This is a genomic window from Undibacterium sp. Ji49W (assembly GCF_049340205.1).
Taxonomy (GTDB): Bacteria; Pseudomonadota; Gammaproteobacteria; order Burkholderiales; family Burkholderiaceae_D; genus Undibacterium.
The window spans coordinates 130,974-155,918 of record NZ_JBMPOW010000014.1 but is presented as its reverse complement, the minus strand read 5'-3'; the positions used below and the strand labels follow the sequence as shown (position 1 = coordinate 155,918).

The 24,945-nt window shown below is 52.7% G+C and carries 22 protein-coding genes; 7 read left to right on the top strand and 15 right to left on the bottom strand.

The window, feature by feature from the left end:
• Positions 1-126: 126 nt before the first annotated feature.
• From ACO0LK_RS17970 to ACO0LK_RS17960, 3 genes are all read right to left on the bottom strand, one after another.
• Positions 127-543 carry a DoxX family protein gene (locus tag ACO0LK_RS17970; protein ID WP_422977410.1) on the bottom strand — a complete coding sequence of 139 codons (417 nt, stop codon included), beginning with the start codon at positions 541-543 and terminating at the stop codon, positions 127-129.
• Between the two features lie 292 nt (positions 544-835).
• Positions 836-1,738 (bottom strand): pirin family protein, encoded by a 903-nt coding sequence (locus tag ACO0LK_RS17965; protein WP_422977408.1) that lies wholly within the window; start codon positions 1,736-1,738, stop codon positions 836-838.
• A gap of 46 nt (positions 1,739-1,784) precedes the next feature.
• Positions 1,785-2,387, bottom strand: coding sequence for an FMN-dependent NADH-azoreductase (locus ACO0LK_RS17960; RefSeq protein ID WP_422977406.1), 603 nt, complete (start codon positions 2,385-2,387; stop codon positions 1,785-1,787).
• A gap of 129 nt (positions 2,388-2,516) precedes the next feature.
• Here ACO0LK_RS17960 and ACO0LK_RS17955 point away from each other — a divergent pair, with 129 nt between their 5' ends.
• Complete coding sequence (locus ACO0LK_RS17955; RefSeq protein WP_422977404.1) at positions 2,517-3,479, top strand: LysR family transcriptional regulator; 963 nt, start codon at positions 2,517-2,519, stop codon at positions 3,477-3,479.
• A gap of 21 nt (positions 3,480-3,500) precedes the next feature.
• Here ACO0LK_RS17955 and ACO0LK_RS17950 read toward each other — a convergent pair whose 3' ends face one another.
• A complete protein-coding gene (locus ACO0LK_RS17950; RefSeq protein WP_422977402.1) occupies positions 3,501-4,148 on the bottom strand; it encodes a DUF4272 domain-containing protein in 648 nt (215 codons plus the stop codon).
• Positions 4,149-4,579: 431 nt separating this feature from the next.
• Between ACO0LK_RS17950 and ACO0LK_RS17945 the strand changes: the two genes are divergently transcribed.
• Positions 4,580-5,149 (top strand): GNAT family N-acetyltransferase, encoded by a 570-nt coding sequence (locus tag ACO0LK_RS17945; protein ID WP_422977400.1) that lies wholly within the window; start codon positions 4,580-4,582, stop codon positions 5,147-5,149.
• Between the two features lie 563 nt (positions 5,150-5,712).
• Here the strand turns inward: ACO0LK_RS17945 and ACO0LK_RS17940 are convergent.
• The 7 genes from ACO0LK_RS17940 to ACO0LK_RS17910 form a co-directional block, all read right to left on the bottom strand.
• Positions 5,713-6,777, bottom strand: coding sequence for a branched-chain amino acid ABC transporter permease (locus ACO0LK_RS17940; RefSeq protein WP_422977459.1), 1,065 nt, complete (start codon positions 6,775-6,777; stop codon positions 5,713-5,715).
• Positions 6,778-6,789: 12 nt separating this feature from the next.
• Entirely contained in the window at positions 6,790-7,821 is a 1,032-nt protein-coding gene (locus ACO0LK_RS17935; protein ID WP_422977398.1) for a branched-chain amino acid ABC transporter permease, read from the bottom strand.
• Between the two features lie 16 nt (positions 7,822-7,837).
• Entirely contained in the window at positions 7,838-8,563 is a 726-nt protein-coding gene (locus tag ACO0LK_RS17930) for an ABC transporter ATP-binding protein (protein WP_422977396.1), read from the bottom strand.
• 1 nt (position 8,564) lies between these two features.
• Positions 8,565-9,338 carry an ABC transporter ATP-binding protein gene (locus ACO0LK_RS17925; RefSeq protein WP_422977394.1) on the bottom strand — a complete coding sequence of 258 codons (774 nt, stop codon included), beginning with the start codon at positions 9,336-9,338 and terminating at the stop codon, positions 8,565-8,567.
• A gap of 17 nt (positions 9,339-9,355) precedes the next feature.
• Positions 9,356-10,555 (bottom strand): substrate-binding domain-containing protein, encoded by a 1,200-nt coding sequence (locus tag ACO0LK_RS17920; protein WP_422977392.1) that lies wholly within the window; start codon positions 10,553-10,555, stop codon positions 9,356-9,358.
• Positions 10,556-10,683: 128 nt separating this feature from the next.
• The gene (locus tag ACO0LK_RS17915; RefSeq protein WP_422977390.1) at positions 10,684-11,556 is read right to left on the bottom strand and encodes an alpha/beta fold hydrolase; all 873 of its coding nucleotides are present in this window, start codon (positions 11,554-11,556) and stop codon (positions 10,684-10,686) included.
• 25 nt (positions 11,557-11,581) lie between these two features.
• A complete protein-coding gene (locus ACO0LK_RS17910; protein ID WP_422977388.1) occupies positions 11,582-13,861 on the bottom strand; it encodes a TonB-dependent receptor in 2,280 nt (759 codons plus the stop codon).
• Positions 13,862-14,123: 262 nt separating this feature from the next.
• Here ACO0LK_RS17910 and ACO0LK_RS17905 point away from each other — a divergent pair, with 262 nt between their 5' ends.
• From ACO0LK_RS17905 to ACO0LK_RS17895, 3 genes are all read left to right on the top strand, one after another.
• Positions 14,124-15,041, top strand: coding sequence for a LysR family transcriptional regulator (locus ACO0LK_RS17905; protein WP_422977386.1), 918 nt, complete (start codon positions 14,124-14,126; stop codon positions 15,039-15,041).
• Between the two features lie 97 nt (positions 15,042-15,138).
• A complete protein-coding gene (locus tag ACO0LK_RS17900; RefSeq protein ID WP_422977384.1) occupies positions 15,139-15,720 on the top strand; it encodes a sigma-70 family RNA polymerase sigma factor in 582 nt (193 codons plus the stop codon).
• Positions 15,720-16,445, top strand: coding sequence for an anti-sigma factor (locus tag ACO0LK_RS17895; RefSeq protein WP_422977382.1), 726 nt, complete (start codon positions 15,720-15,722; stop codon positions 16,443-16,445). Before ACO0LK_RS17900 ends, ACO0LK_RS17895 begins: the two co-directional genes overlap by 1 nt.
• 1,341 nt (positions 16,446-17,786) lie before the next feature.
• Here the strand turns inward: ACO0LK_RS17895 and fahA are convergent.
• Together fahA and hmgA are read right to left on the bottom strand one after the other, a co-directional pair.
• Positions 17,787-19,118: a fumarylacetoacetase gene (gene fahA, locus ACO0LK_RS17890; RefSeq protein ID WP_422977380.1), complete on the bottom strand. Its 1,332-nt coding sequence runs from the start codon at positions 19,116-19,118 to the stop codon at positions 17,787-17,789.
• Positions 19,119-20,474: a homogentisate 1,2-dioxygenase gene (hmgA, locus tag ACO0LK_RS17885; protein WP_422977378.1), complete on the bottom strand. Its 1,356-nt coding sequence runs from the start codon at positions 20,472-20,474 to the stop codon at positions 19,119-19,121.
• Between the two features lie 115 nt (positions 20,475-20,589).
• On the opposite strand from hmgA, the gene ACO0LK_RS17880 reads away from it, so the two are divergent.
• Together ACO0LK_RS17880 and ACO0LK_RS17875 are read left to right on the top strand one after the other, a co-directional pair.
• Positions 20,590-21,495 (top strand): LysR family transcriptional regulator, encoded by a 906-nt coding sequence (locus ACO0LK_RS17880; RefSeq protein ID WP_422977376.1) that lies wholly within the window; start codon positions 20,590-20,592, stop codon positions 21,493-21,495.
• Positions 21,496-21,628: 133 nt separating this feature from the next.
• Positions 21,629-22,765 carry an alpha-hydroxy acid oxidase gene (locus ACO0LK_RS17875; protein WP_186946242.1) on the top strand — a complete coding sequence of 379 codons (1,137 nt, stop codon included), beginning with the start codon at positions 21,629-21,631 and terminating at the stop codon, positions 22,763-22,765.
• A gap of 95 nt (positions 22,766-22,860) precedes the next feature.
• Here ACO0LK_RS17875 and ACO0LK_RS17870 read toward each other — a convergent pair whose 3' ends face one another.
• Complete coding sequence (locus ACO0LK_RS17870; protein WP_422977373.1) at positions 22,861-24,225, bottom strand: sensor histidine kinase N-terminal domain-containing protein; 1,365 nt, start codon at positions 24,223-24,225, stop codon at positions 22,861-22,863.
• Entirely contained in the window at positions 24,225-24,890 is a 666-nt protein-coding gene (locus tag ACO0LK_RS17865) for a response regulator transcription factor (protein ID WP_422977371.1), read from the bottom strand. The genes ACO0LK_RS17870 and ACO0LK_RS17865 overlap by 1 nt, the downstream gene beginning before the upstream one ends.
• Positions 24,891-24,945: the final 55 nt, after the last annotated feature.

Genomic DNA, 24,945 nt, shown 5'->3' with positions numbered 1-24,945 from the left:
TGAAAGCAAGATTACAGGATGATGAAACGACGACAGTTCGGAGAATAAAAAAAACAGCAGATTACCGTGTGGCAAATCTGCTGCTGAAGGAACCCTCGAGGGAAGGGGAAATTAACTCATTCTTGCTCAGGCTTTACGGCCATCCAGGCTCCAGCCACCACTGCCATGTATCAACACATACAACAGGCCACCAGCCATGGAGATATTTTTCATGAAGTGGATCATCTGATTTTGCGCCGCATCGGCAGGCACGCCCCAGAAATTATGGAAGATGAAAGCCGCCGCCAGCGTGAACAAAATCATTGCCGCCGCGGCCCAGCGTGCACGCCAGCCCAGGATGACCATGATGCCGCCACCCAGTTCCACCACTATGGCAGCTATCGCTCCCAAGGCAGGCAAAGGCAAACCCTTGCTGGCAATGTAGCCGACAGTCTGTTCAAAACCGGATATCTTGCCTGCACCGGATGCCACGAAAATCAGGGCGATCAACACGCGGGCGATGAAGGAGCCGAAGACAGGTCCTATCGTTTCTGTTTGTTTCATTTTGTTTTCCTTACATGTAGATTTTAATTATCGGTAGTGAGAGACTGGCTTCGTAGGTTGGGCTACGGTTTACCAGCCCAACACTCGGCGTTTATATGACGTATACGTTTGCAGAGGCCCAGTGTTGGGCTGATAACCCGTAGCCCAACCTACGAAGCTACGAAGCTACAGAGCCCCATCCCGGCTCGTCCACTGCGCCGCTTGCAAGCGGCTTAGATTCTGTCGGCACAAAGCATGCTTTGTGAAACCCCGACTACATCCCCTTCAAGGGGAAGGAGTATCTGTACTCTTATCAAACAACTTCCGCTAGTTTGCCCTCGCGAAAATCACTGATCGCTTTAAAAATCTCCGCCTGACTATTCATCACAAACGGCCCATACTGGACGATGGTTTCACCGAGCGGCTGACCAGCAATCAGCAACAAGCGGCTATCGACTTTGGCATCAATCACCACACCATCTGCATCCGGCGATTTTTTCAATATCGCCATACGCTGCACGGGTACATCGCGCTCAGTTATCTGCACTTCACCTTCATACACATACACAAAGGCATTGAAACTGGCAGGCAGACTGTGACTGAAACTGCTACCGGCTGGCATGTGTATATCCAGATACAACGGCTGGGTGACTTCACGTTGCACGGCACCTGCCACGCCGTGGCTGCTGCCAGCAATGATGCGCACTTTGACACCGGCTGCCGTCAGCAATTCAGGGATGGTGTCGCTTTGGATGTCGCGGTACCAGGGCGCGATCATCTTGTCTTTCGCTGGCAGATTCAGCCAAAGCTGAAAGCCTGCCATGCGGCCTTCTTCCTGTTCCGGCATTTCTGAATGAATCACGCCACGACCGGCTGTCATCCATTGCACACCGCCGTTTTGCAGCAAGCCTTCATTACCGGCACTGTCGCGGTGGCGCATACGGCCAGCCAGCATATAGGTGATTGTTTCAAAACCACGGTGCGGATGGCTGGGGAAACCGGCGATGTAGTCGCCTGCCTCATCACTGCCGAACGCATCCAGCATGAGGAAAGGATCCAGCCGGTATTGCAACGGCTGCGTCAATACCCGTGTCAGTTTGACACCGGCACCATCTGAAGTAGGCTGCCCTGCGACCAGTTGCTCCACCACGCGTGAATGTGTGACGTTTTCCGCTTGTTGAACTGTGTTGCTTACAACTACATCTGTCGTTTCCATGATTCATCGTCCTTATCTATATCTGCCTACGCTTTGCACGCTTTGATTATGCAGGCAGTAAATCATTAATTTGCTGGTGTGCTGAAGCCAGTGATGCTTTTTCTGCATCCGGGCCCATGGCCAGACCTTCTGCATAGATAAACTCTATATCGGTCATGCCCAGGAAGCCAAAGAAATTTTTCAGGTAAGGCATTTGCGTATCGTTTGGGGTATTGCGATACAGGCCGCCACGTGTCAGTACGACATATACTTTCTTGCCCGTCAACAAACCTTCAGGGCCGTTGGCGGTATAGCGGAAAGTGACCTGGGCACGGGACACGGCATCGATCCAGTTTTTCAATTGGGCTGAGATACCGAAGTTATACATCGGTGCGCCCAGCACGACCACGTCTGCGGCCTGGATTTCTGCGATCAATGCGTCATCCAGAGCAACGCGGGCTTGTTGTTCTGCGGTGCGCTGGTCTGCCGGAGTGAACAGGGCTTGTAATGCTGTTTCATCAAGTATGGGATGAGGATTGCTGCCAAGGTCACGCACATTCACTGTGGCACCAGAAGATGTTTCCAATAAAGCCTCAACCAGGCTGTTCGCCAATTGCGTAGAGTGAGAAGCCTGGGCACGGGCGCTGGAGTTGATTTGCAGGATGTTCATTTTGTATTCCTTTCAGAAAAAGAGTTGATGGACGTACTTTAATCGTTCCAAAAATAATCCGGAAGACGTTAAAATGGATATCATTGTTCCAAAAATAGGAAAATAGAGGATTAGAATGAGGATGCGATCATGACTCTGGAAGCCAATGACCTTTTGCTATTTGCCCGTGTGGTCGAAGAAGGCAGTTTCAGCAAGGCAGCAGAAAGACTGGGAGTGCCCAAGTCCACCTTGTCACGCCGGATTTCTGCGCTGGAAGCCCAGTTAGGCGAACGCCTGATCCTGCGCACTACGCGCAAGCTGACGGTGACTGACCTGGGGCAAAATGTCTTACTACATGCACAACATGTGCAGGAAGAAGTGAATGCCACGCTGGCGCTGACGCAACACAGGCAGGCCGACCCGAATGGCAAACTGAAGGTATCCATGCCTGCCGATTTTGCCAATCATGAGATGAGTGAGTTATTGTCGGACTTCATCAGCAAATACCCATCGGTCAATCTGGAACTGGATTTATCACCACGACGGGTAGATTTGATAGGCGAGAATTTCGATGTCGCCATCCGCGTTGGCGACTTACCTGATGATGCGTCGCTGGCAGCGCGGGGATTGGTACGTTTCAGCATAGGGATGTATGCCGCACCCAGCTATTTGCAAGTGCATGGCATGCCAGCAGAACCAGAAGCCCTGATGGAACATGATTGTCTGCGCCTGACCGCACGCAATGGCGAGTTGGCAGTATGGCGGATGGAAAAAGACGGCGCTGCCTGGGAAGGCATACCACCCGGACGGGCCAGCGCCAATTCACCCGAATTGCTGACACGGCTGGCAGTACGTGGAAAGGGCATCATCATGCTGGCTGATCATTTTGCAGGTCACCATGTACGCAGCGGTGCCCTGACACCTGTCCTGGAAGACTGGAAGTTACCGGATGTGAATGTTTGGGCAGTCTTCCCCGGTCGTCGCCTGATGCCTGCACGCACCCGCGTTTTCCTGGATGCTCTACAGGCTGAATTCTCTGGCCCACGCTGCCTGAAAATGCAGGATCAGGTCAATACCTGTAAAACGGAACGCCGGACCTCAAAGGCGCTTTGATTGCAACTGCTTTTGGCGGCATCAAGTCTCAGTGCTGACCTTATCCCAGTCATTTTCTTCTTCGTACTGACACAACCAGTTGGCCGCCTGATGCCATTCACGCACTGCATCGGCATTCAAATTACCAGGTGCATCGCGCCCGGTAATATGCGCGTGACGAACGGCCCAGTGCAGGCGATACAATAAATCCGACCAATCCAGCACCTGCCCTTTGCGGCGCGGCTTCAAGGCTGCCTGCAAACGCTCAGGTGCTTCCAGCGCATGCGGGAAGAGTTTCAGGATTTGTTTGAGGTTTGCGACTTGCGTAGGTACAGCCAGTTTGTCGGTCAAACCCGCAGCCCATGCCAGGAAATACAGGGCTTCCTGCCTTTTTAAAAATGGTGCACGCAATTCTTCCGTGATGTCATCAGCAAACAAAAATGCCTGTTCCTGTGCTGACAAACAGGCCTTCAGACCATGGGTTTCCAGATAGGAACGGTAGTGTGCGGCATCACCCCCAGCAGCTACCGCAGTCACCACCCACAAGGCCAGCATACGCCGCATCAGTTCTTCAGGCGTGCGCAATTCCACTTCTTCATCAGACTCAATCACATGCAATTGCACATTGATGCGGATACCACGTTTATGCAATTCCAGTTCGGAAGCTTCTTTGCGTTGCTCAGGGCTCATTATTTCTTCAATATTGTTAATCAATTCACTCGCTAATAACGAGCAAACGGATTATCCCAGATTTTGCGCTATTAAGGAGTTACAGGACAGCGCAACTCCATGCCTCTACAGGCATTAGAACTCATTTCATAAATAGGGATGAGTGCGAGCAAGGCGATTCGGGATGCAGTGCAAGGCGTGACGCGCTGCTAAGGCTGGTGCCTTAGCAAGCGCAATGTCACCACCTCGCGCTGCAATGCGCCCGAATCGCCAGTTCCCGAAGGGTTTGCCTCATAACGCGTGCTGGACTGCGTTGGACTCGTTGTCAATAGACCCGCTATTGACTGCCTCGTCCGCCTTGCCAGCCCGCTTTATGAGACAAACGCATCTCACCCCTATTTATGAAATGAGTTCTAGAATGTCTGATTGTTACCTGTTATTACAAAGCTTATATGCCTGAAACCAAAGCCTTCCCCGTACTGGAGACCACCAACTATCAACTGCGCCGCATAGTCGCTACTGATATGCCAGCAATTTTTCGTGGTTTATCCGATCCGCGTGTCACTGAATATTATGGCATCAGCTATGACACCCTGGCGTCAAGTCAGGAACAGATGGACTGGTATGAACAAGTCTGGCTGGATGGCACAGGTCTGTGGTGGGGCATTTGCAGTCAAGCAGCACCAGACCAGTTGATAGGCACATGCGGCCTGCATGAATGGGAACAGGAACACCATTGCGCCGAAACCGGCTTCTGGCTCTCACCTGACCACTGGGGCAAGGCGGTCATACCTGAATGTATGAACGTCATCATCACTCACTGCTTTGAACACCTCGGCCTGCACCGCTTGCAAGCCATGGTTGAGCCAGAGAATATTGCAAGCTGGCGCTTAATAGAAAAACTGGGTTTCCGGCTCGAAGGTGTGTTACGCGAATGTGAATTCAAACATGGGCGCTATGTTGATCTTAAATGCTATTCCTTGCTGGACAGGGAGTTTGGTTCGAAACAGGATGTCCGCTGATTTGCAAGAACGACAGGCCAGGCTTTGTATGGGGAGTACGCAGATGGCCTGCCGGTTGCAAAAAACCAAGACATAAAATTACGTAGAGCGGTGGTGTCGCTGTTGGGTTTGACGTTGCTGTTGCTGTTGCTGTTGCTGTTGCTGTTGCTGTTGCTGTTGCTGTTGCTGTTGCTGTTGCTGTTGCTGTTGCTGTTGTTGTTGTTGTTGTTGTTGTTGCTGTTGAATCTAATCCGCTTGGGACGAAGCCATTTGTGTAGTGCAAAAAATGGAAAAAGAAGGGCCGATGTTTGAGCCGCAGGCGAGTTGCGGACCTTCCCATTTTTTGCGCTACATAAATGGGCACTCCCGTAGGGAGCGAGTCTGCGGTCGCCTTTCTTTGATTCCTTTCTTTGGCGAAGCAAAGAAAGGGATTCGGCCGCCGGGCCGAGACCCGGCTTGCGTCCACGAAGGGCAATCGTTTTACACACAACACAAGTATGCAATGAACGCCACTGGGTTCCAGCTAAAAGCACGCTGGAACGACGAATTTACCTGCACGGCACTTCATCAAGCCATGTCGCCAATTAATCCTTCTTTCCATTACCCCTCAACTTCCCCACTATCCCCACCGGAAAAAAATAAATCGACACCACAAACAATACCCCCAGCCACAGCATCCACCGGTCCGGATGCAAAGCACTCGCCAGCAAGGGCACGTCAGCCAAAGACGACGAGGCCATGCCCATCAAACTCTTCAAATAATTCTGCGCCAATATAAACAGCGTGGCACCAACGACAGCCCCATACATGGTCCCCATGCCACCTATCACGACAATCAATAAAATATCTGTCATGACTTCAAAACTCAGCATGGTCTTGGGCCCCACATAACGCAACCACAAGGCCATCAAGGCGCCTGCTATGGCAGCAATCAGCGCCGCAATGCAATTCGCCAGGATGCGGTAATACACGGTGCGGTAACCCAGTGCTTCGGCACGGAAATCATTTTCGCGTATGGCCTGCAAGACCCGGCCAAAAGGAGAATTGACGACGCGCAGCAAGAACAGGAATAGCAGAGCGCAGCCTACGAATACGATGTAATAAGTGATCACCTTGCCATCCACAACACGGCCAAATATCTCCGCGTCAAACAGGCGATAAGCAGGTGAAAAAATAGCAGGTACACTGAAGGTCTTACCATCTTCACCGCCGGTAAAATCCGACAATTGCGATGCCAGCACGGCAAAAGATGAAGCCACCGCCAGCGTGATCATGGCGTAGAAAATCGCCCGCACACGCAAGGCAAACAAGCCGACGATCAGAGCCAGTACCAGCGTCACCAGCAATGCTGCCAGCAAGCCGAAAGCAGCCAGTCCCCATGATGGCGTGCCACTGGCCAAAGCCAGACCTATACCGTATGCGCCTATACCAAAAAACATGGTGTGGGCAAACGAGACTATGCCGGTATAACCGAGCAACAAGTCATACGATGCAACCAGCACGATATAGACACAAATGGTGGCAGCAGTGTTCAAAGGTCGCGCACCGCTGGTGATGAAAGGGGCAAAAGCCAGCCCGAAAAATATCGCTACCAAGATAAGTGCCAGCCAGCGGTTACGCGGAAAATCATCCGACAGGATTTGTTTCATTGCATTCATGTCTTAACGCCTTACCACGGTGTACAGGCCAGTCGGACGCCAGAGCAACACGGCGATCATCAGCAAGATATTCGACACCAGCGCCAGCTTGGGCACCAGGAAACCGGCGTAATTGGCCACCAGCGCCATCAGCAAGGCACCGATAAAACAGCCGCCCACAGAACCCAGGCCACCTATGATGATGACGATAAACACCATGACCATGATGTCGCCGCCCATGGCTGCGGTCAGGCTTTCTTTATATAAGCCCCACATGACGCCACCGAGGCCAGCCAGTGCCGAACCGGCAGCAAACACCAGCACGAACAGCCTACGTATGCGGTAACCAAGTGCTTCCACCATCTCGCCATTTTCTACACCGGCACGTATCAGCAAACCCAGTTTGCTGCGGTTCAGTACCAGGAACATGGCAATAAATACCAGCAAGCCAACCACGACGGCGATCAGGCGGTATTTTTCTATGGCGGCGTCACCCAGCAGTATGCTGCCACGCAGACTGGTCGGCAGCGGTAGCGGGATTTGCTCTGCACCCCAGATGACATTGATCATCTGTTCAGCCACGATCATGCCGCCCATAGTGATGAGGATCTGCTTCAGATGCTGACCATATACGGGCATGATGATGACACGCTCGAAGGCCCAGCCCAGCAAGCCGGTTGCCAGCATTGCCAACAGGATAGCCAGGCCCAGTGCTGCCAGGTTCATGAGCAAGGAATCGGCTTCCATCCAGCCATGCATAGGCAGCAAAACCAGGGTGGCGACAAAGGCACCGACGGATACAAAAGCACCATGACCAAAATTCAATACATCCATCAAGCCAAAAATCAGGGTCAGGCCACTGGCCATGATGAAGATCATCATACCCATGGCCAGACCGGCGACGGTCAGTGTGATCCAGGTCGGAAAGCTGCCAATCAGCGGCAGCATCAGCAAAGCCAGCGCTGGCACCAGTACCAGCGGCCAGATGTCGCGTGGTGCCGTCGGCAGGCTGGCGACTTCTGGCTTGGCAGTCTTGTCCAGAACAGTATCTGTCATTATTCTTCCTCTTGCTTTATTGATGCGCAGCCAGTGACAAGCCCAGCAAATGCTGTTGCAAGTCATTGTCATCAGCCAGTGCCTGCATGCCGCCGGTATGGACGACACGGCCATCATCCATGACGGCCACCGTATCCCCTAGCTTGCGCACGAAATTGAAGTTCTGTTCAACCAGCAAGATGGTGGTGTCGCTGGCTTTCAACTCATTGAAAGCAGCCATGAGGCTAAGGATGATGGCAGGAGCCAGCCCTTTGGTTGGTTCATCCACCAGTATCAGTTTGCGTGGTTCAACGATGGCGCGGGCGATGGCGACCATCTGCTTCTGGCCACCGGACAGATTACCTGCCGGGTAGTTCCAGAATTTTTTCAGTGCAGGGAAAAAGCCGCATATCCATTCGACCCGGTTGCTATCGAGAGGGCCATTGCGCGCCGCCAGCACCAGGTTTTCTTTGACTGTCAGGTCAGAAAATATCGCCATGGTCTCTGGCACATAGGCGATGCCTAACTGGGCAATGTCTGGCGTTGCCATGGCAGTGATATCGCGACCATCAAAGTGTATCTTGCCCTGACTGGCTTTCCACAGGCCCATGATGGTACGCAAGGTGGTGGTTTTACCAGCGCCGTTGCGGCCCAGCAAAACAGCGAGGCCGCCACGCGGAACCTGCATGTCCACGCCTTGCAGGATATGGTATTCGCCGATATGGGTATGCACACCGGCCAGTGTCAGTATGGCTTCAGACATGCTACTCTTCCTTGGTTTCAGGGGCAACACCCAGATAGGCCTCTTGCACGATAGCAGATGCCATGACGCTGACCGGTTCACCATCGGCCACCAGCGCACCGTTATGCAGGACGATGATACGGTCTGCCAGTGAACGCACCACGTCCATTTTATGCTCCACCAGCAAAATGGTTTTCTTGCGCTCTGCCTTGACCTGATGAATCAAGTCAAGCACCACAGGCACTTCATCGACACTCATGCCTGCCGTGGGCTCATCAAACATCATGATGTCCGGTTCCAGCGCCAGCAGGATAGCGACTTCAAGTTTGCGCTTGTCACCATGTGACAGGGCTGACACTTTGGATGATTGTCTATCTGCCAGTGCGACTTTTTCCAGGTAATGCGTTGCCCTCTGCATCAATCCGGTATGAGCAGACCACAAGGAAAAAATGTTCAAACCCAGACCTGCCTTGCTTTGTACAGCCAGACGTACATTTTCAATGACGGACAAATTAGGAAAAAGATTGGTGAGTTGAAAAGCCCGGCCTATTCCTCTGCGCGTGCGTTCTGCCGCACCCTTGCTCGTGATGTCCACACCAAATAAATGTACGCTGCCCGCAGTGGCAGACAACTGACCTGACATCAAATTAAAGTAAGTGGTTTTACCTGCACCATTGGGGCCAACGATGACGGTAAGGGTGCCGGGATAAAAGTCTGCCGTTACCTGATTGACGGCCACATGGCCGCCAAACCGTATGCTGAGATCACGCGTTGATAGCGAGGGGGCGCCACTCATCTGTACGCCTGCCATCATCAGCGCTTGTTCTTGACCGGGACTGGCAATTCACTGGCCGGTATTTCCCTGACCAGCTCCAGTAAATCCCATTCATTTTTCTGGTCTTTCTTGATCTTGAAATGGTACATGGCTTGCATGGCCTGGTGATCTTCCTTGCGGAAATTCATCTTGCCTTTAGGCGTGTCAAATTCCATGCCTTCCATTGCTGCGATGAGTTTTTCAGTGTCTGTGGATTTGGCCTTGTTAATCGCCGTGTACACGGCACTGGCCGCAGAAAAACCACCAGCTGTAAAGAAATCAGGCGGTGCCTTGAAACGCTTGGTATGCTCGGCCACCAGCCAGTCATTCATCTTATTTTTGGGGAAGTCGTAGTAGTAGTAAATTGTGCCCTGAGTGCCGGCATAGGTTTTCCAGTTTTTCATGACGGGCAGAATATTACCGCCGGGGGCCAGGGTAATACCAAAACGCTCCGGCTTCATGTCGGCCAGCTTGTTCATGGGATTGGGGCCAGCCCAGATGATTTGCAGGACACGCGGTTCTGGCTTGTCTTTGAGCGCATCAAAAATGCGTTGCGCCGCTGCGGTAAAGTCCGTGGTGTTTTGTGCCGCATATTCTTCATGAATAATCTTGGCCTTGGCACCAACTGCCGTCAATGCTTCCTTCGCGGCCTTTACACCGTCACGACCAAAAGCATAGTCCTGCGCCAGGAAGGCGATACTGCCACCGGACTTGATGGTGCTGGCAGCGGCCAGACCATCTTGCATGGAATTGCGGCTGGTGCGAAAGATGTAGCGATTCCATTTTTCACCGGTAATTGCATCAGCGACCGCTGGTTCAACAATGAGCACCTTTTTGTATTCTTCTGCCACGGGCAACATGGCAATGGCAGAGCCGGAAGAACTGGTACCGACTGCGATATCGGCCTTGTCGTCACCAAAGGCTTCGGCCAATGCGGTGCGACCCAGGTCAGGCTTGCTTTGATCATCCTTGACGATGACCTTGATCTTGCGGCCATTGATTTCCATCTTGCCGCCAGTCAGGTATTCCAGGCCCATCATGAAGCCGGTTTCGGTTTCCTTGGCATAGGCTTCCAGTGCACCGGTCTTGCCTGCGATAAGGGCAATTTTCAGATCCTGTGCCGGGCTGCTGGCGCTGGCGAAGGCAGCAACCAAAGCCAGTGCCAGAGTGGCGAGTTTGACGTGTTTTCTTGCTTGCATTTTGTCTCCTGCTAATTTTACGTTGTGGTCACTGTGGTCAATGTGGTCAATGTGGTATTGCGCAGATGTTGTCAACGGCATTTGCCATGCTCTTTTTTGACTATGCATATAAGCATACTGCAATTTACTTAATCCACTACAGCTAAAAATTCCCTGATGGCTTTTTGTGCCTGCGCTTCCATCAGCATGGGAGCATGACCTACGCCATTCACTTCAGCATAGTGCATATCCGGTGCCAGACCCTGCATGTAGGCGAGTTGCTCAGGCTCGATCAGATCTGACAGGTCGCCGCGTATCAGCAGCGTGGGGCGGTTTCTCGCAAGGCGGCGGAAAGCAAAATTGGCGACCCAGGATTTACTTTTTAACTGACCGGTTTGCAAGGGGCGAGCAATATTCGGATCATATTGCAGCACCAGCTTGCCACCGATATTTTCAGCAAAAGCCCGCCTGGCCCACTTGCCCCATTCTTCCATACTGTTATCGGGGAAAGCTGACAGGTTAAGCTGGCGTATGTAGTGAGTGGCCGCTTCCCAGTCGTTGACTTCTACTCCCTTGCCGGCAAACCCGGCTATGCGTCCCAGGCCCTTCGCAGACAAGGCAGGCCCGACATCATTAAGGATGGCGGCGGTAATCAGGTTCAATTTGCGCGCTGCCACCGTCATGGTAATGAGCCCCCCCATGGAGGTACCAATAAACACCGCCCGGCCTATACCCAGGTCACGGGCGAGTTTGATGACATCATTGGCATACACGACCGAATTGTAATGATCAGGGTCGGCATCATGCTGGGAACGGCCACGCCCCCTGACGTCCACCGCAATGACACGCCGCCCCTGCGCTGCTATCCACGGTGCCAGCTCTTCAAAATCGCCAGAGTTGCGGGTCAGGCCATGGATGCAGATGACTGCACATTTGGCCTGCCCACCTTGCGAAGGATAATCCCGCGCATACAATTGCAGGCCATCGCTACTGGTAAAGCTGATGTCAGTGAAAGTAGTCACGCAATGTCCTCTCGCTGTCACCGGATTAGAAACGGTATTCCACCGTGGCCGAGACTGTCCTTGGATTGCCATAGAAGGCTGTCGTACTGCCTTCCAGACCCAGCGTTGGGAACAGGTAACCAGCTACCTTGTATTTGGTGTTACTGAGGTTCTTGCCATGCAGACCAGCACGCAGGCGCTTGTCGCTGCTGGTCCAGACCAGACTGGCATCCCACAGCGAATACGCATCCTGATCCAGCAGTGCATTTGGTGTTTCAAACTGATTGGTCGCGCCGCGGTAGGAATAGCTGCCTATCAACGACAATGCACCGTTCTTGCCCATCATATTCAGCGGCCAGTCATAGCTGGCAGTCAGGTTCGCGGATTGCTTGGGTGTATTCTGAAATACCTTCTGGCTGGCGACATCCACACCAGCAACAAGGAACTGCGTGTACTTGGCGTCGATATAGCTGAACATGCCGGAAAGACGGAAGGCATCGGTGACACGTGCTGTCGCTTCCAGTTCAAAACCCTTGATACGGGCCTTGCCTGCATTGGTCGTCACGCCGGCAAAATTATCGTCCTTGCCGTCACCATCGGTATCCACTGCAACCGAACCAGGTATCTGCACGTTTTTGTAATTGCTGAAGAACAATGCCGCGTTGGTCATGATGCGGCCCTTGTCAAATTGTGACTTCAGACCCAGTTCCACGGTCTCTATTTCTTCTGGTTCATAACCGCTTTTTGCTTTTGCCAGACTGATCTTGGTGCCAACCACATTCAGGCGAGGATCAAAGCCGCCACCCTTGAAACCTTGTGACCAGGATGCATACACGTTGTTGTCGGCATTTGCTTTCCAGTTCAATGACAGGCGCGGGGTAAACTTGGTATCGGTGCGGTCCAGATCAGTCTTGCCGAGATTGGTGTCGGTACGGAACAATACCGCACCCGGGTTCCCCATTTCTGGCGAGCCCTTGGTACCTAAATACAATTGACGCAGGACTGCTGCCTGACGCGTATCTGAAGTGTAGCGGCCGCCAGCCGAGACGCTGATGCTGTCGGAAAGATTCATGCTGCCATCGGCAAACACGGCCCAGGCCTTGGTATCAACGTCACCCATGGTGTAGACCGACAGGGGCAACGCGCCATTCAGCAATGTATCGAATTTATTATAGGCATTGGCGTCTATGTAATACACACCGGCCACACCCTGTATAGTCTTGCCGTTATAGCTGAGTTGCAGCTCCTGGCTGAACTGGCGGTTCTTGTACAGTGCAGGTGCTTCCAGATCTACTGTCGGCAAAGAGTCGAAATCGATAGGCGCATACGAGGTGTCACGGCGGCTGGCGGTAATGGATTTGAGCGTCAGTTCATTATTGATCTGCCATTCGACCAGGGCGGAACCGCCACTTTGCCTGACTTGCTGCAAATGGCCAAGCGCAGTGGTCAGATTGGCTCGGGTATCGAATACATTATCGAGTACCGGTGCCTTGCTGGCATTGCCGACCGTCAGGCGATAGCCATTCTTGGGGCTGGAATCATCCTGACTGGTATCTGCTGATACGCGGATGAACAGGTTGGAATTAGGCGTGAATTCTGCGCTCAGACGGGCGGCAGCCACATCCTTGTCATAATTTTCAGCGCCGGTCAGCAAGTTTTTACCAAAGCCATTGCGCTTGAATTTTGCCAGCGATGCGCCAACTCTTACCGTATCAGACACAGGCGTACTTGCCGTCAGTACCGCATCAGTCTGACCATAAGTACCTACCGTTGCCTTCAGACGCACATCGGTTTCGGGCTGCAATTTGCGTGTCACATATTTGACGGCACCGCCTATGGTATTACGGCCATACAAAGTACCCTGAGGGCCACGCAAGACCTCTATGCGTTCGACATCATAAATATCGGCGACAGCGCCTTGTGGACGTGCAATGTACACGTCATCCAGATAAATACCGACACCTGCCTCAAACCCGGCCAGCGGATCTTGCTGCCCCACACCACGAATAAAGGCGGTCAGCGTGGAATTTGTCGCGCGCGAAGCTTTCATCGTGGTATTCGGCAAAGTCTGTACCAGGCCGACGATGTCGGGTACGGCCGTTTTGGAAAGCTGATCAGCAGAGAAAGCGGTCACGGATACTGGCACATCCTGCAAGGATTCTTCGCGGCGGCGGGCCGTCACCAGCACGGTGGTTGGTTCGGCTGATGTCGCCGTTTCATTACCCGGGCTGGCCGTTTGTGCCTGAGCCAGGCCCCCGCCCGACAAGGCAATCAATGCTGCGGCGGACCGGCGTAACAATTTCTGCTTTCTCTTGCTCTGGTTCATCTCTGTCTCCTGTATATTTTTTTATGTGCGCTCTATACATGGTGTATGGCGCATGGCAGGCAGTGTGCACGGAAAGGAAAAACCTAGAAAGCGCATGCACGCCCACCCTTTGTGCATTAATGCACATCAGAGTATAGAAAGTGTCAATAAAACTGCCCAGTTGTTGTGCAAAACCCCCATTTCTTTCCGTATTGCAAAGTGGAAATGGATTAAACTTTGCTGGCATATGTGCTTTGTCGCACAATTGGTGCACAATTAGCGCATGAATAGCATGCCTGAATGGACCGACCTGCGTTATTTCCTGGAACTTGCCCGAGCTGGCACACTGTCCGGGGCATCACGTCGTCTGGGTGTAGAACACACCACCGTCGCACGGCGCATAGACCGGCTGGAAACGCAGTTGGGCTCCACCTTGTTTGACCGCAGTCGTGAGGGTTATGAACTGACTGAAATGGGTCATGCCCTGCTACCCCACGCCGAAGCAATGGAAAGCGCCGCCCTGACTGCAACCGATCAACTCGGTGCTGCCAGCGTATCTGCCCATGGCGTCGTGCGCCTGGGTGTGCCGGAAATGTTTGGCACTCTCGTGATTGCGCCATTGCTGGCAGGCTTATTAAAAGATCATCCAGATCTCAGTATCGATTTGCTGGTACAGCCACGCTTTGCCAATCTGGCAAATCGCGAAGCCGATCTGGGAGTGATGCTTGACCCGCCAAATACCGGCCGCTATATCTTTACCCGCCTGGCAACATTTCGCCTGAACCTGTATGCATCACCGGATTATCTGGCGCGCCATGCCCCCATACGCAGCAAAGCTGATCTGGTCCAGCATGATTTTGTAGACTATGTACAGGACAGGCTGGCCAGCAATGAGTTGAATTTTCTCGACCAACTAGGCTTTACACCGCGACGACGCCTGTGTTGCACCGGCATGATGGCGCAATGTGAAGCTGCTGCCGCTGGCCTGGGCCTGATCATGGCACCACCGTATGCCATTCCCGCCAGCGGTACGCTGGTGCCGGTGTTGCAAGACACATTCTTTACCGAACGTTCTTACTGGCTGGCGGCACCGAGTGACCTGTATCGCCTGCAAAGAGTACGTGTGGTATGGAACCTGTTACGGGAATTTTCAGAACAGCATCCTTCCCTGTTTATGCATGCAGAAAGCAACAAGTCCTGATACGGTGTGAGTGCATCGTCAGGAAATCGACTAAAATCGGCGCATCTGCCTCACAGATGCTTAGCACACAACACGACAGCCAAGATTGGATACGCAATTGCCCACTGCCGCTCTGGATACCAGCCAGCTACAAAACTGGCTAGCCGCCGTCGCCCGCAAAGACGCGCAGGCATTTAAATTTCTGTATGACGCCACTTCAGCGAAACTGTTTGGCTTCGCGCTGCGTATATTAGTTAAGCGTGAGTTGGCAGAAGAGGTTTTACAAGAGAGTTTTGTCAACATCTGGAATAACGCAGGCAGTTATCAGGCCGGTCTGGCAGCGCCCATGACCTGGATGACAACTATCGTACGCAATCGTGCTTTCGATCTCTTGCGTCGTGTAGATCACGATGTGGAAATTGATGCTGATAATTTTGATATGGGAATCATGCAAGCCATGGAAAGCAGTGAACCGACACCAGCACAGACGCTGGAACTGACACAGGATGCCAAAGCACTGGCGTCCTGCATGTCACGTCTGGAAGGATTGCACAGGCAGGCGATGGCGATGGCATTTTTCCATGATCTGTCACATAGCGAAGTGGCAGAACATATGAAATTGCCTATAGGCACAGTGAAAACCTGGATCAGACGCGGCCTCGACAAGTTGCGTACCTGCCTCACTCGTCTGGAGGCATAATGAATTTACTCCAGATAAAAAATAACCTTGCCCTGCAAGAAAAACTGGCTTCCGAGTATGTGCTGGGAACCCTGAAGGGCGGCGCACGTCGCCGCTTTGAAGCATGGATGAAACAGGATGCTGCCCTGCGTCAGGTAGTTGGCCGATGGGAAGCCCATCTGGTACCCATGGCTGAATTTACACAGGCCGTGGCAGCACCAGCCAGCATCTGGCCTGCATTGGAGAAACGCCTGAAGCTAAAGCCAACTGAAGATCGCTGGGCGTACTGGCGCAATCTGCGGGAAGACCTGGCATTCTGGCGTGGCCTGGGCATGTTTTCGACCACGGTTGCAGTGGTCCTGATTTCTGTCATGCTCAACAAACAGGTAGACCAGCCAGCTGCGCCGCAAAATAATTATGTGGCGACCCTGTCGGATGATAAGGCGCAGGCTATTGCCGTTATTACCGGTGACAGCAAACGCGGCCAGTTGCAGATCCGCATGGTCACCGCGCAAAACATCGCCGCCGACAAGAGCCTGGAACTGTGGGCAGTAGGCAAGGATGGCAAGGTCAAGTCCCTGGGTCTGGTCGCAGACAAGGGCATCATCACCCTGCCCATGCCTGCCAACATGACTGCCGACAGCGTGCCTTTGCTGGCAGTTACGCTGGAACCAAAAGGTGGTTCGGGTAATCCTGAAAAACCGTCTGGGCCGATTATATTCAAGGGTAACTGGGTGCAGATTTAGGAGCGGGGGCGCCAGCATACCGGTGCTCCAGCCGTAGGTTGGAGGCTACCGGGCTGGCGCCTACAGTGGCGTTTGTTGTACACCTTCGTCGTTAATTAAAACGATTATCCTTCGTAGAACCAAGCCGGGTTTGGAGTAATCAACGGCAATCATAAATTCGTCTCTCCAGCGCAGGCTGGAGCCTAGCGGCGTTCGTTGCATGCCGTACTTTTATTAAAAGATTGCCCTTCGTGGACACCAATCGGGTTTTAGATAATCAACGGCAATGATAGTATCGTCGCTCCAGCGCAGGCTGGAGGCTACCGGACTGGCGCTCCAGCGGCTTTCGTTGCATACCGTACTTTGATTAAATGATTGCCCTTCGTGGACACAAGCCGGGTCTCGGCCCGGCGGCCGAAATACTTTCTTTGCTTCGCCAAAGAACGTATTCAAAGAAAGGCGACCGCAGACTCGCCCTTCGGGTGCTTACGCTACGCTTCAGCATAATTTGTGCATCACAAAAAATGGGAAGATCCGCAACTCGCTTCGCTCAAACATCGGATCTTCTTTTTCCATTTTCTGTGACACACAAATTACATCGTCCCAAGCGGTTGAAGATCAACAACAACTTCAAAAGCAACCCCAAAGTCAAACCCAAACCCTACGTCAACACAACCTCATTCATATTTATTTGAATGCCGTCAATTAACGATGGTGTGGGGGTTGCCATTGTTTTTGAAGTTGCAGCTGCTTTTGATCTTAATCCGCTTGGGACGAAGCCATTTGTGTAGTGCAGAAAATGGAAAAAGAAGGTCCGACGTTTGAGGAGTAGCAGGGGTTTCGTGGTGCATGCACCACGCCTGCGTAACGGCAATCGCTTGCAAGCGATTGTGCGCCCTGCAAGGGAAGCGAGTTGCGGACCTTCCCATTTTTTGCGCTACATAAATGGGCACTCCCGCAGGGAGCGAGTCTGCGGTCGCCTTTCTTTGATTCCTTTCTTTGGCGAAGCAAAGAAAGGGATTCGGCCGCCGGGCCGAGACCCCGCTTGTATCAACGGAGAGCAATCTTTTAATCAAAGTACGGCACACAAGCAACGCCGCTAGGCTCCAGCCTTCGCTGGAGCGACGAAATTATGATTGCCGTTAATTGACCGAAACCGACTTGCGTCCACCAAGGATAATCGCTTTAATAACGACTCAAGTATGCAAGCAAAGACACTAGGCCCCAGCCTTCGCTGGAGCGACAATATGATGATTGCCGTTTATTACATCAAACCCGACTTGGTTCTACGAAGGAAAAGCTTTTAATCAAAACCCGGCATACAGCGACAGAAATCGGACCGGCAATAACTAGAACACGGCATTAAACCCTGGCTGGCAACAAAGTCCCCACCACCTCACCAAATCCGATACGCGCACATCCCTCTTTCTGCGCCCAACCGCGCATGACGATGGCATCTCCATCTTCCATGAAAATACGCTGCTCACCATTTGTCAAAGTCAGTGCCTTCTTGCCGCCTTCGGTCAACTCCAGCAAGGAACCAGCTTCTCCTGCCAAAGGACCAGATTGCGTACCCGACCCCAGCAAATCACCCGGATTGAGATTGCAGCCGTTGACAGTATGATGTGTGATCAGTTGCGCAATTGTCCAGTATGAATGACGGAAATTCGATAGCGACAAGCGCTCGGCAGGCGCGCCAGCGGCACGCATTTTTTCTGTCTGCAACAAGACTTCCAGTTGTATATCGAAAGCACCGCTGTCGCGCAAACCAGGTGCATCCAGATACGCCATGGGCTGCGGGTCTTCGGCATCGCGTGTCCAGGCATGGCGGTAAGGTGCCAGCGCTTCCAGCGTCACCACCCACGGGGAAATGGTTGAGGCGAAATTCTTTGCAAGGAAAGGGCCAAGCGGCTGGTATTCCCATGCCTGCACATCGCGGGCCGACCAGTCATTCAACAGACACAGGCCAAAGATATGCGATTCTGCCTTGTCCATATTGATGACGTCACCAAGGGCATTGCCGGGGCCGACGAAAATGCCGATTTCCATTTCATAGTCCATGCGTTTGGCAGGGCCAAACACCGGAGTATCAGATGCAGGTGGCTTGGTCTGACCAACAGGGCGACGGAATTGCTGGCCAGAGACGCCGATGGAAGATGCACGGCCATGGTAGCCGATAGGCACCCATTTGTAATTCGGCAGTAAAGGATTATCCGGACGGAACAATTTACCGACTGCCGTTGCATGATGGACGGATGTATAAAAGTCGGTGTAGTCCCCAATGTGCGCCGGCAAGGCAAATTCTGCCGCGCTTTGCGCCAGCAGGCAGGCTTGCAATGCACCTTGCAGGCTTGCACCTTCACGCAAAACACGCGACAACGCCAGGCGCAGTGCCGACCACACTGGTGCGCCCAGACCCATCAGGGCATTCAGGTTGCTGGCATTAACGGCATTGGTGAAATGCCCGCCCTGCAATTCGGTATAACCGGCAAAAGCATGGGCGGCGTGGGCGGCGGCCAGATCAAGTATCTGGTCACCGATGGCAATACCGATACGATAAGACTGGCTGCTACCCTGGCGACGAAACACGCCATACGGCAAGTTTTGCAGAGGGAAATCCGTGTCAGCCTGGTTGGCCGAAGCGACCCAGCTGCGCAAGGCGACGTCATGGGTTTCGTTAAGTTGTACCGTCATTTATTTTTGCTCCGGATTAAAATTTTTCTTGATGCCTTGCCAGCACTGGTAATAGTCAGCCTGCAATTGCGCAGATTCCATCGCCGCACGGGTAGGTTTGATGATAGTACGCGTTTCTATCATGAAGGCCATCGTATCATCGACTTTATGTGGCTTGCTGGTATCAGCGGCGGATGCCTTGTCAAAGGTCGGGGCATCCGGGCCATGACCGCTCATGCAATTATGCAAACTGGCCCCACCGGGACGGAAGCCCGTCGACTTGGCATCATACTGACCATGGATAAGGCCCATGAATTCACTGGCGATATTGCGATGGAACCATGGCGGACGGAAGGTATTTTCTGCTACCAGCCAGCGCGGCGGGAAGATCACAAAATCGATGGTATCCACCCCCGGGGTGTCGCTGGCTGCCTGCAAGACCAGGAAGATCGAAGGATCAGGATGATCATAACTGATGGAACCTATGGTGTTAAAGTGACGCAAGTCATATTTGTAAGGCGCAAAATTGCCATGCCAGGCCACCACATCCAGCGGTGAATGGCCTATTTTTGCCGACCACAGATTACCGCTGAACTTGGCCAGCAATTCAAAATCACCTTCCCGGTCTTCATACCAGGCAACAGGTGTCTGGAAATCACGCGGATTGGCCAGGCCGTTGGAACCGATGACGCCCAGGTCAGGCAACTTCAGTATGGAACCGAAGTTCTCACACACATAACCACGCGCTTCGCCATCCGGCAGATGGACCTGGAAGCGTATGCCACGCGGAATGACGGCGATTTCTTGTGGTTCTATGTCCAGCAAACCCATTTCAGTACGGATATGCAGACGGCCTTGTTGGGGAATGATAAGTAATTCAGCATCGGCGTTATAAAAGAAACGCGTGGTCATGTCACGGTTAGCCGTATAGATATGGATGGCACAACCATTTTGCGCGTCAGCCGAGCCATTGCCAGCCATGGTCAGCCAGCCAGCTATGAAATCAGTTGCCTCAGCCGACATGGGCATGGGGTCCCAGCGCAGTTGATTCGGTGTGCTTGGTGTTGCGCCAAAGTCATTCGTCATGCGGCCATTGCTGGCTTGCTGGAAGGGTTGGTGCATGGCCGCAGGACGTATGCGGTAAAACCAGGAACGACGATTCACATGGCGCGGCGCGGTAAACGCGGTGCCAGAGATTTGTTCGGCATACAGGCCATAAGCGCATTTCTGCGGGGAATTCTGGCTCTCAGGCAAGGCCCCAGGCAATGCTTCGGTGGCGAATTCATTACCCAGACCAGTCTGGTATTGAAGCTGGTTATGAGGCTGGTTATGAGGCTGGCGATGAAGCTGGCCTTCTTGTGCAGCGTGCTTGCTCATGTCAATTCCTGCCATGTGTATGTAATCAGAACCTGACTTTAATGCAAAGCTTGCTGTTTTACGATATAAATACAAAAATGTACTACATTCACAGAATCAATAATACTGGAATTTTATGCTGGAACCCAAAGACATAGACTTGAACCTGCTGGTGGTGTTTCAGGAAGTGTATCAAGATCGTCAGATATCCTCTGTCGCCCGCAAGCTGAACCTGTCGCAGCCTGCGGTCAGCAATGCCCTTGCCAGGTTGCGGCGCTGTTTTGATGATGAATTATTTGTACGTACAGCAACAGGAATGCAACCCACGGCACTGGCAGAACAACTGGCTGAACCCGTGGCGCTGGCGCTGACGCACATCACCCAGGCCCTGAACCGACAGGAAAACTTCGACCCTGCCAGCAGCAAGCGTCATTTCACCATCGCCATGACCGATGTCGGTGAAGTATATTTCATGCCCATCCTGGCGGAACACCTGTATACCCAGGCACCACACGTGCAATTGTCCACCGTGCGCGCCAGTGATATCGATTTGAAGACGGAAATGGAATCTGGTCGGGTTGATCTGGCCATTGGGGCCTTTGATCATTTGTCTGATGCATGGTATCAGCGACGTCTGTTCCGGCAAAATTATGTCTGCCTGTTCCGGCAAAGCCACCCGCTGGCGGCAGACAGGCTGGACATGAAGGATTTTCTGGCAGCACGTCATTTGATTGTTGCATCCAAAGAAAACCCGTATGCCAAAGTCAATCAAAGTCTGGAGAAAGCCGGCATCAGCGCAGCCAGTCATTTGCGTGTCCCGCATTTTGTTGCCGTTCCATATATAGTCAGTTGCAATGATTTACTGGTAACCGTGCCGCAAAAACTGGCCGAACGTGCTGCCGCCCCCTTTGGCTTGCGCTATGTCAAGTCCCCTTTGCGTTTACCTGCCCTGCAAACCAATATGTTCTGGCACCGCCGCTACAACCAGGATGCAGGCAACCAATGGATGCGTAGTCTGATATCTGATCATTTTCTTGAGTAAATGGACAGTTTTCGGGCGTATATCATGAATGATGCTGAAAATCCTTCATCATAAGTCTGAAAGCTTTTCCGCCATGGCAAGTTACTTATCATCTACACTTGCCCTGTTAAATATTTTAGCCGGAGTAACCCCCATGCCTGTCATTACCTGTGTAGAAGACCTGCGCCTGCTCGCCAAAAAGCGCGTACCAAAAGCTTTTTATGATTACGCCGACAGCGGTTCTTACACAGAATCCACTTACAAAGCCAATACCAGCGACCTGGCTGCCATCAAATTAAGGCAGCGCGTCGCCATCAATGTGGAACACCGCTCAACCCGCACCACCATGATAGGCCAGGAAGTCAGCATGCCGGTAGCAATAGCGCCCACCGGTCTGACGGGCATGCAATGGGCCAATGGTGAAATGCTGGGTGCCATTGCAGCCGAAAAATTCGGCGTGCCTTTCACGCTGTCGACCATGAGCATATGCTCGATAGAAGATGTGGCCAGTGTGACCACCAAACCTTTCTGGTTCCAGCTGTATGTCATGCGTGACCGTGGTTTTGTGAAAGAGATGATACAGCGCGCCAAAGACGCCAAATGTTCAGCCCTGGTATTGACGCTGGATTTGCAGATTTTGGGACAACGCCATAAAGACTTGAAGAACGGCATGTCGGTACCGCCGAAACTGACGCTGGCCAACATTCTTGACCTGGCCACCAAACCCGCCTGGGCCTTGCGTGCTCTGTCAGGCCGCAAGACTTTTGGCAACCTGGTCGGCCATGTCAAAGGTGGCGACGGCATACTGACGCTGAGCCAATGGACGGCCAGCCAGTTCGACCCTACCCTGAGCTGGGATGACGTGGCCTGGATCAAGAAGGAATGGGGCGGCAAACTGATACTGAAAGGCATACTGGATGTGGAGGATGCCAGACTGGCAGTAGCTGCCGGTGCCGATGCCATCGTCGTCAGCAATCATGGTGGTCGTCAGCTGGATGGTGCGATGTCGTCGATACAGGCTCTGCCAGCAATTGTCGACGCCGTAGGTCATCAGACTGAAGTCTGGTTTGACGGCGGCATACGCACCGGGCAAGACATATTGAAAGCCACGGCACTGGGTGCCAAGGGCAGCATGGTAGGCCGCGCCTTTTTGTATGGACTGGGTGCCATGGGCGAAGCTGGCGTCACCAAGATGCTGGAAATCTTGCAGAAAGAGCTGGATGTCAGCATGGCATTGACCGGTACCAAGGATATTCGTGAAGTGAATACTTCGAACATTATCCGGACTTAGGCCAAGGTCGGAAGCAACAGGGAAAACAACAAAGGCAGGAATACGGACAAGAACAAAACTGAAGCGTGCGTGCCAGTGTTGCCTGGCTGCACGCTTCAGTTCTTATACCGGGGGAATATCACCTCAAACAGGGTTCCCTGCCCCTGACTGCCAGTCAATACCTTGATCTCGGCCTTATGGTCTGTTGCAATATCCCTGACAATGGCCAACCCCAGGCCACTGCCGTTTGACTGATCGCTGATGCGATAAAAACGGTTGAATATCAATTCCTGATCTGAAGGTGCGATGCCGGGGCCGGAATCATCGACCTTCAATATCACCATATCTTCCAGGCTCAGGCAACTGACGGTAATGGTCCCGCGTGCAGGAGTATAACGAATCGCATTGTCGATCAGGTTATCAATCAGGTCGCGCAACAAAAAGCGATTCCCCATGATATCGCCAGGGGACAAATCAAAGCCCAGATCGATATTTTTCTTGTCGGCTTCTTCAATAAAATGCTGTATCGCTTCTTCCACCAGCTTGTCCAGCGACACTTTCTCCAGATAGGCTTCAACAAACTGGCTGGGTTCAGCCCTGGCCAGTGACAGGAACTGATTCGTCTGTCGTATCAAGCGCTCGCTGGAGGACAGCATCAATTCTATGGAGCGACTGGTTTCTTCATCGGCCATATAGCGCTGCTGTAGCCATTCGATCTGCATTTTCAGGCCGGCCAGTGGGGTCCTCAACTGATGCGCCACATTCGCGACAAAATCACGCTGTGCAGCAGCACCTACCTGTACTTTGCTCAGTAAATCATTAAGTGCCATGACCAGAGGCCGTAATTCCAGCGCGTTATGCTCAACGTCAATCAGGGACAAATCATCATAGCTGCGCGAATCCAGGTCTGCACGCATTTTCTTCAAGGGCAACAAGCCTTTTGACACCGCAAACCAGACGATGAGGATGGACATGACTGCCAGCAAGCCTTCCATCAGCAACAGGGTCGTAAAGATTTCAGAGCGGATATTGTTCCTGCGCCTCAGGGTCTCACCTACACCGATGAAAACCGGCTTGCCATCGACCATGGCTTTAAGAGAAATAACGCGTATCCCGCCACCGCGCATCATGCTGTCGTAAGCCAGGGGGTCATTCAATTGTTCAGATGTACGCAAGGATGGGAAATCGGCATCACCGGCGATGGTTTTCCCGGCAGCATTCCTGACGATGAAATAGATAGGGTCAAAATGACCAACCCGTAATACTTGTTCAGCTTGCGGCGGTAAATCGATGGCGACATCGGCACTGGCCAGTTTCAACCTCGGCACCAGTGCCCAGGCGGTGTCGGTCAGACCTTCATCAAAGGCAGCATTGGCTGGCTCCCAGGCCAGGCGATAAATCAGGATGGCACCAAGGATGTTGGTGACCAACAAGGGGGCAATCAGCCATTTCAGCAGGCGCAGGCGTATGCTGGCATTCATCAACTGGCTTTCTCCAGCATGTAGCCAAAGCCCCTGATGGTCCTGATGGTGACACCGGCATCAAGGATCTTGCTACGTATCCTTGAAACATAGACTTCAACCGCATTCAGCGTGATGTCTTCCCCCCAGGGCAGGATGGCATCAATGATTTGCTGCTTGGACACCACACGGGCAACCTGCTGCATCAGGTATTCCAGCACAGCCCATTCACGTACCGACAATTCAATTGTCTGACCATTCACACGTGCGCGTTTGGCAGTCTGGTCCAGAGTCAATCCAGCCAGTTGCAGGGCTGTTGCTTCTGGCGCACTGCGCCTGACCAGCGCCTTGATACGCGCCACCAGTTCTGGCGTAGCGAAGGGTTTGACCAGGTAATCATCGGCACCCAGCTCCAGCCCATGCACACGGTCCTGGATGGAATCTCTTGCCGTCAGCAGCAATACCGGCAAATTGGCATTCTGGCTACGCAAACGCCTGACAACCTCAAAGCCATCAATACCTGGAATACCAATATCGAGCACCATCACGGAAATTTCTGAGCGTTGCAATGCCGCCAGTGCATCGTGACCATTGTGGACGACGTCAATCACCATACCGTGCGCTTTGAGATTTTTGGAGATGCCATCCGCAATCACGGTGTCATCTTCAACCAACAAGACATGCATAGAATATCCAGATGAGCATATGAACAACTCGCGTATTTTACTCTTTTGCCCCTGC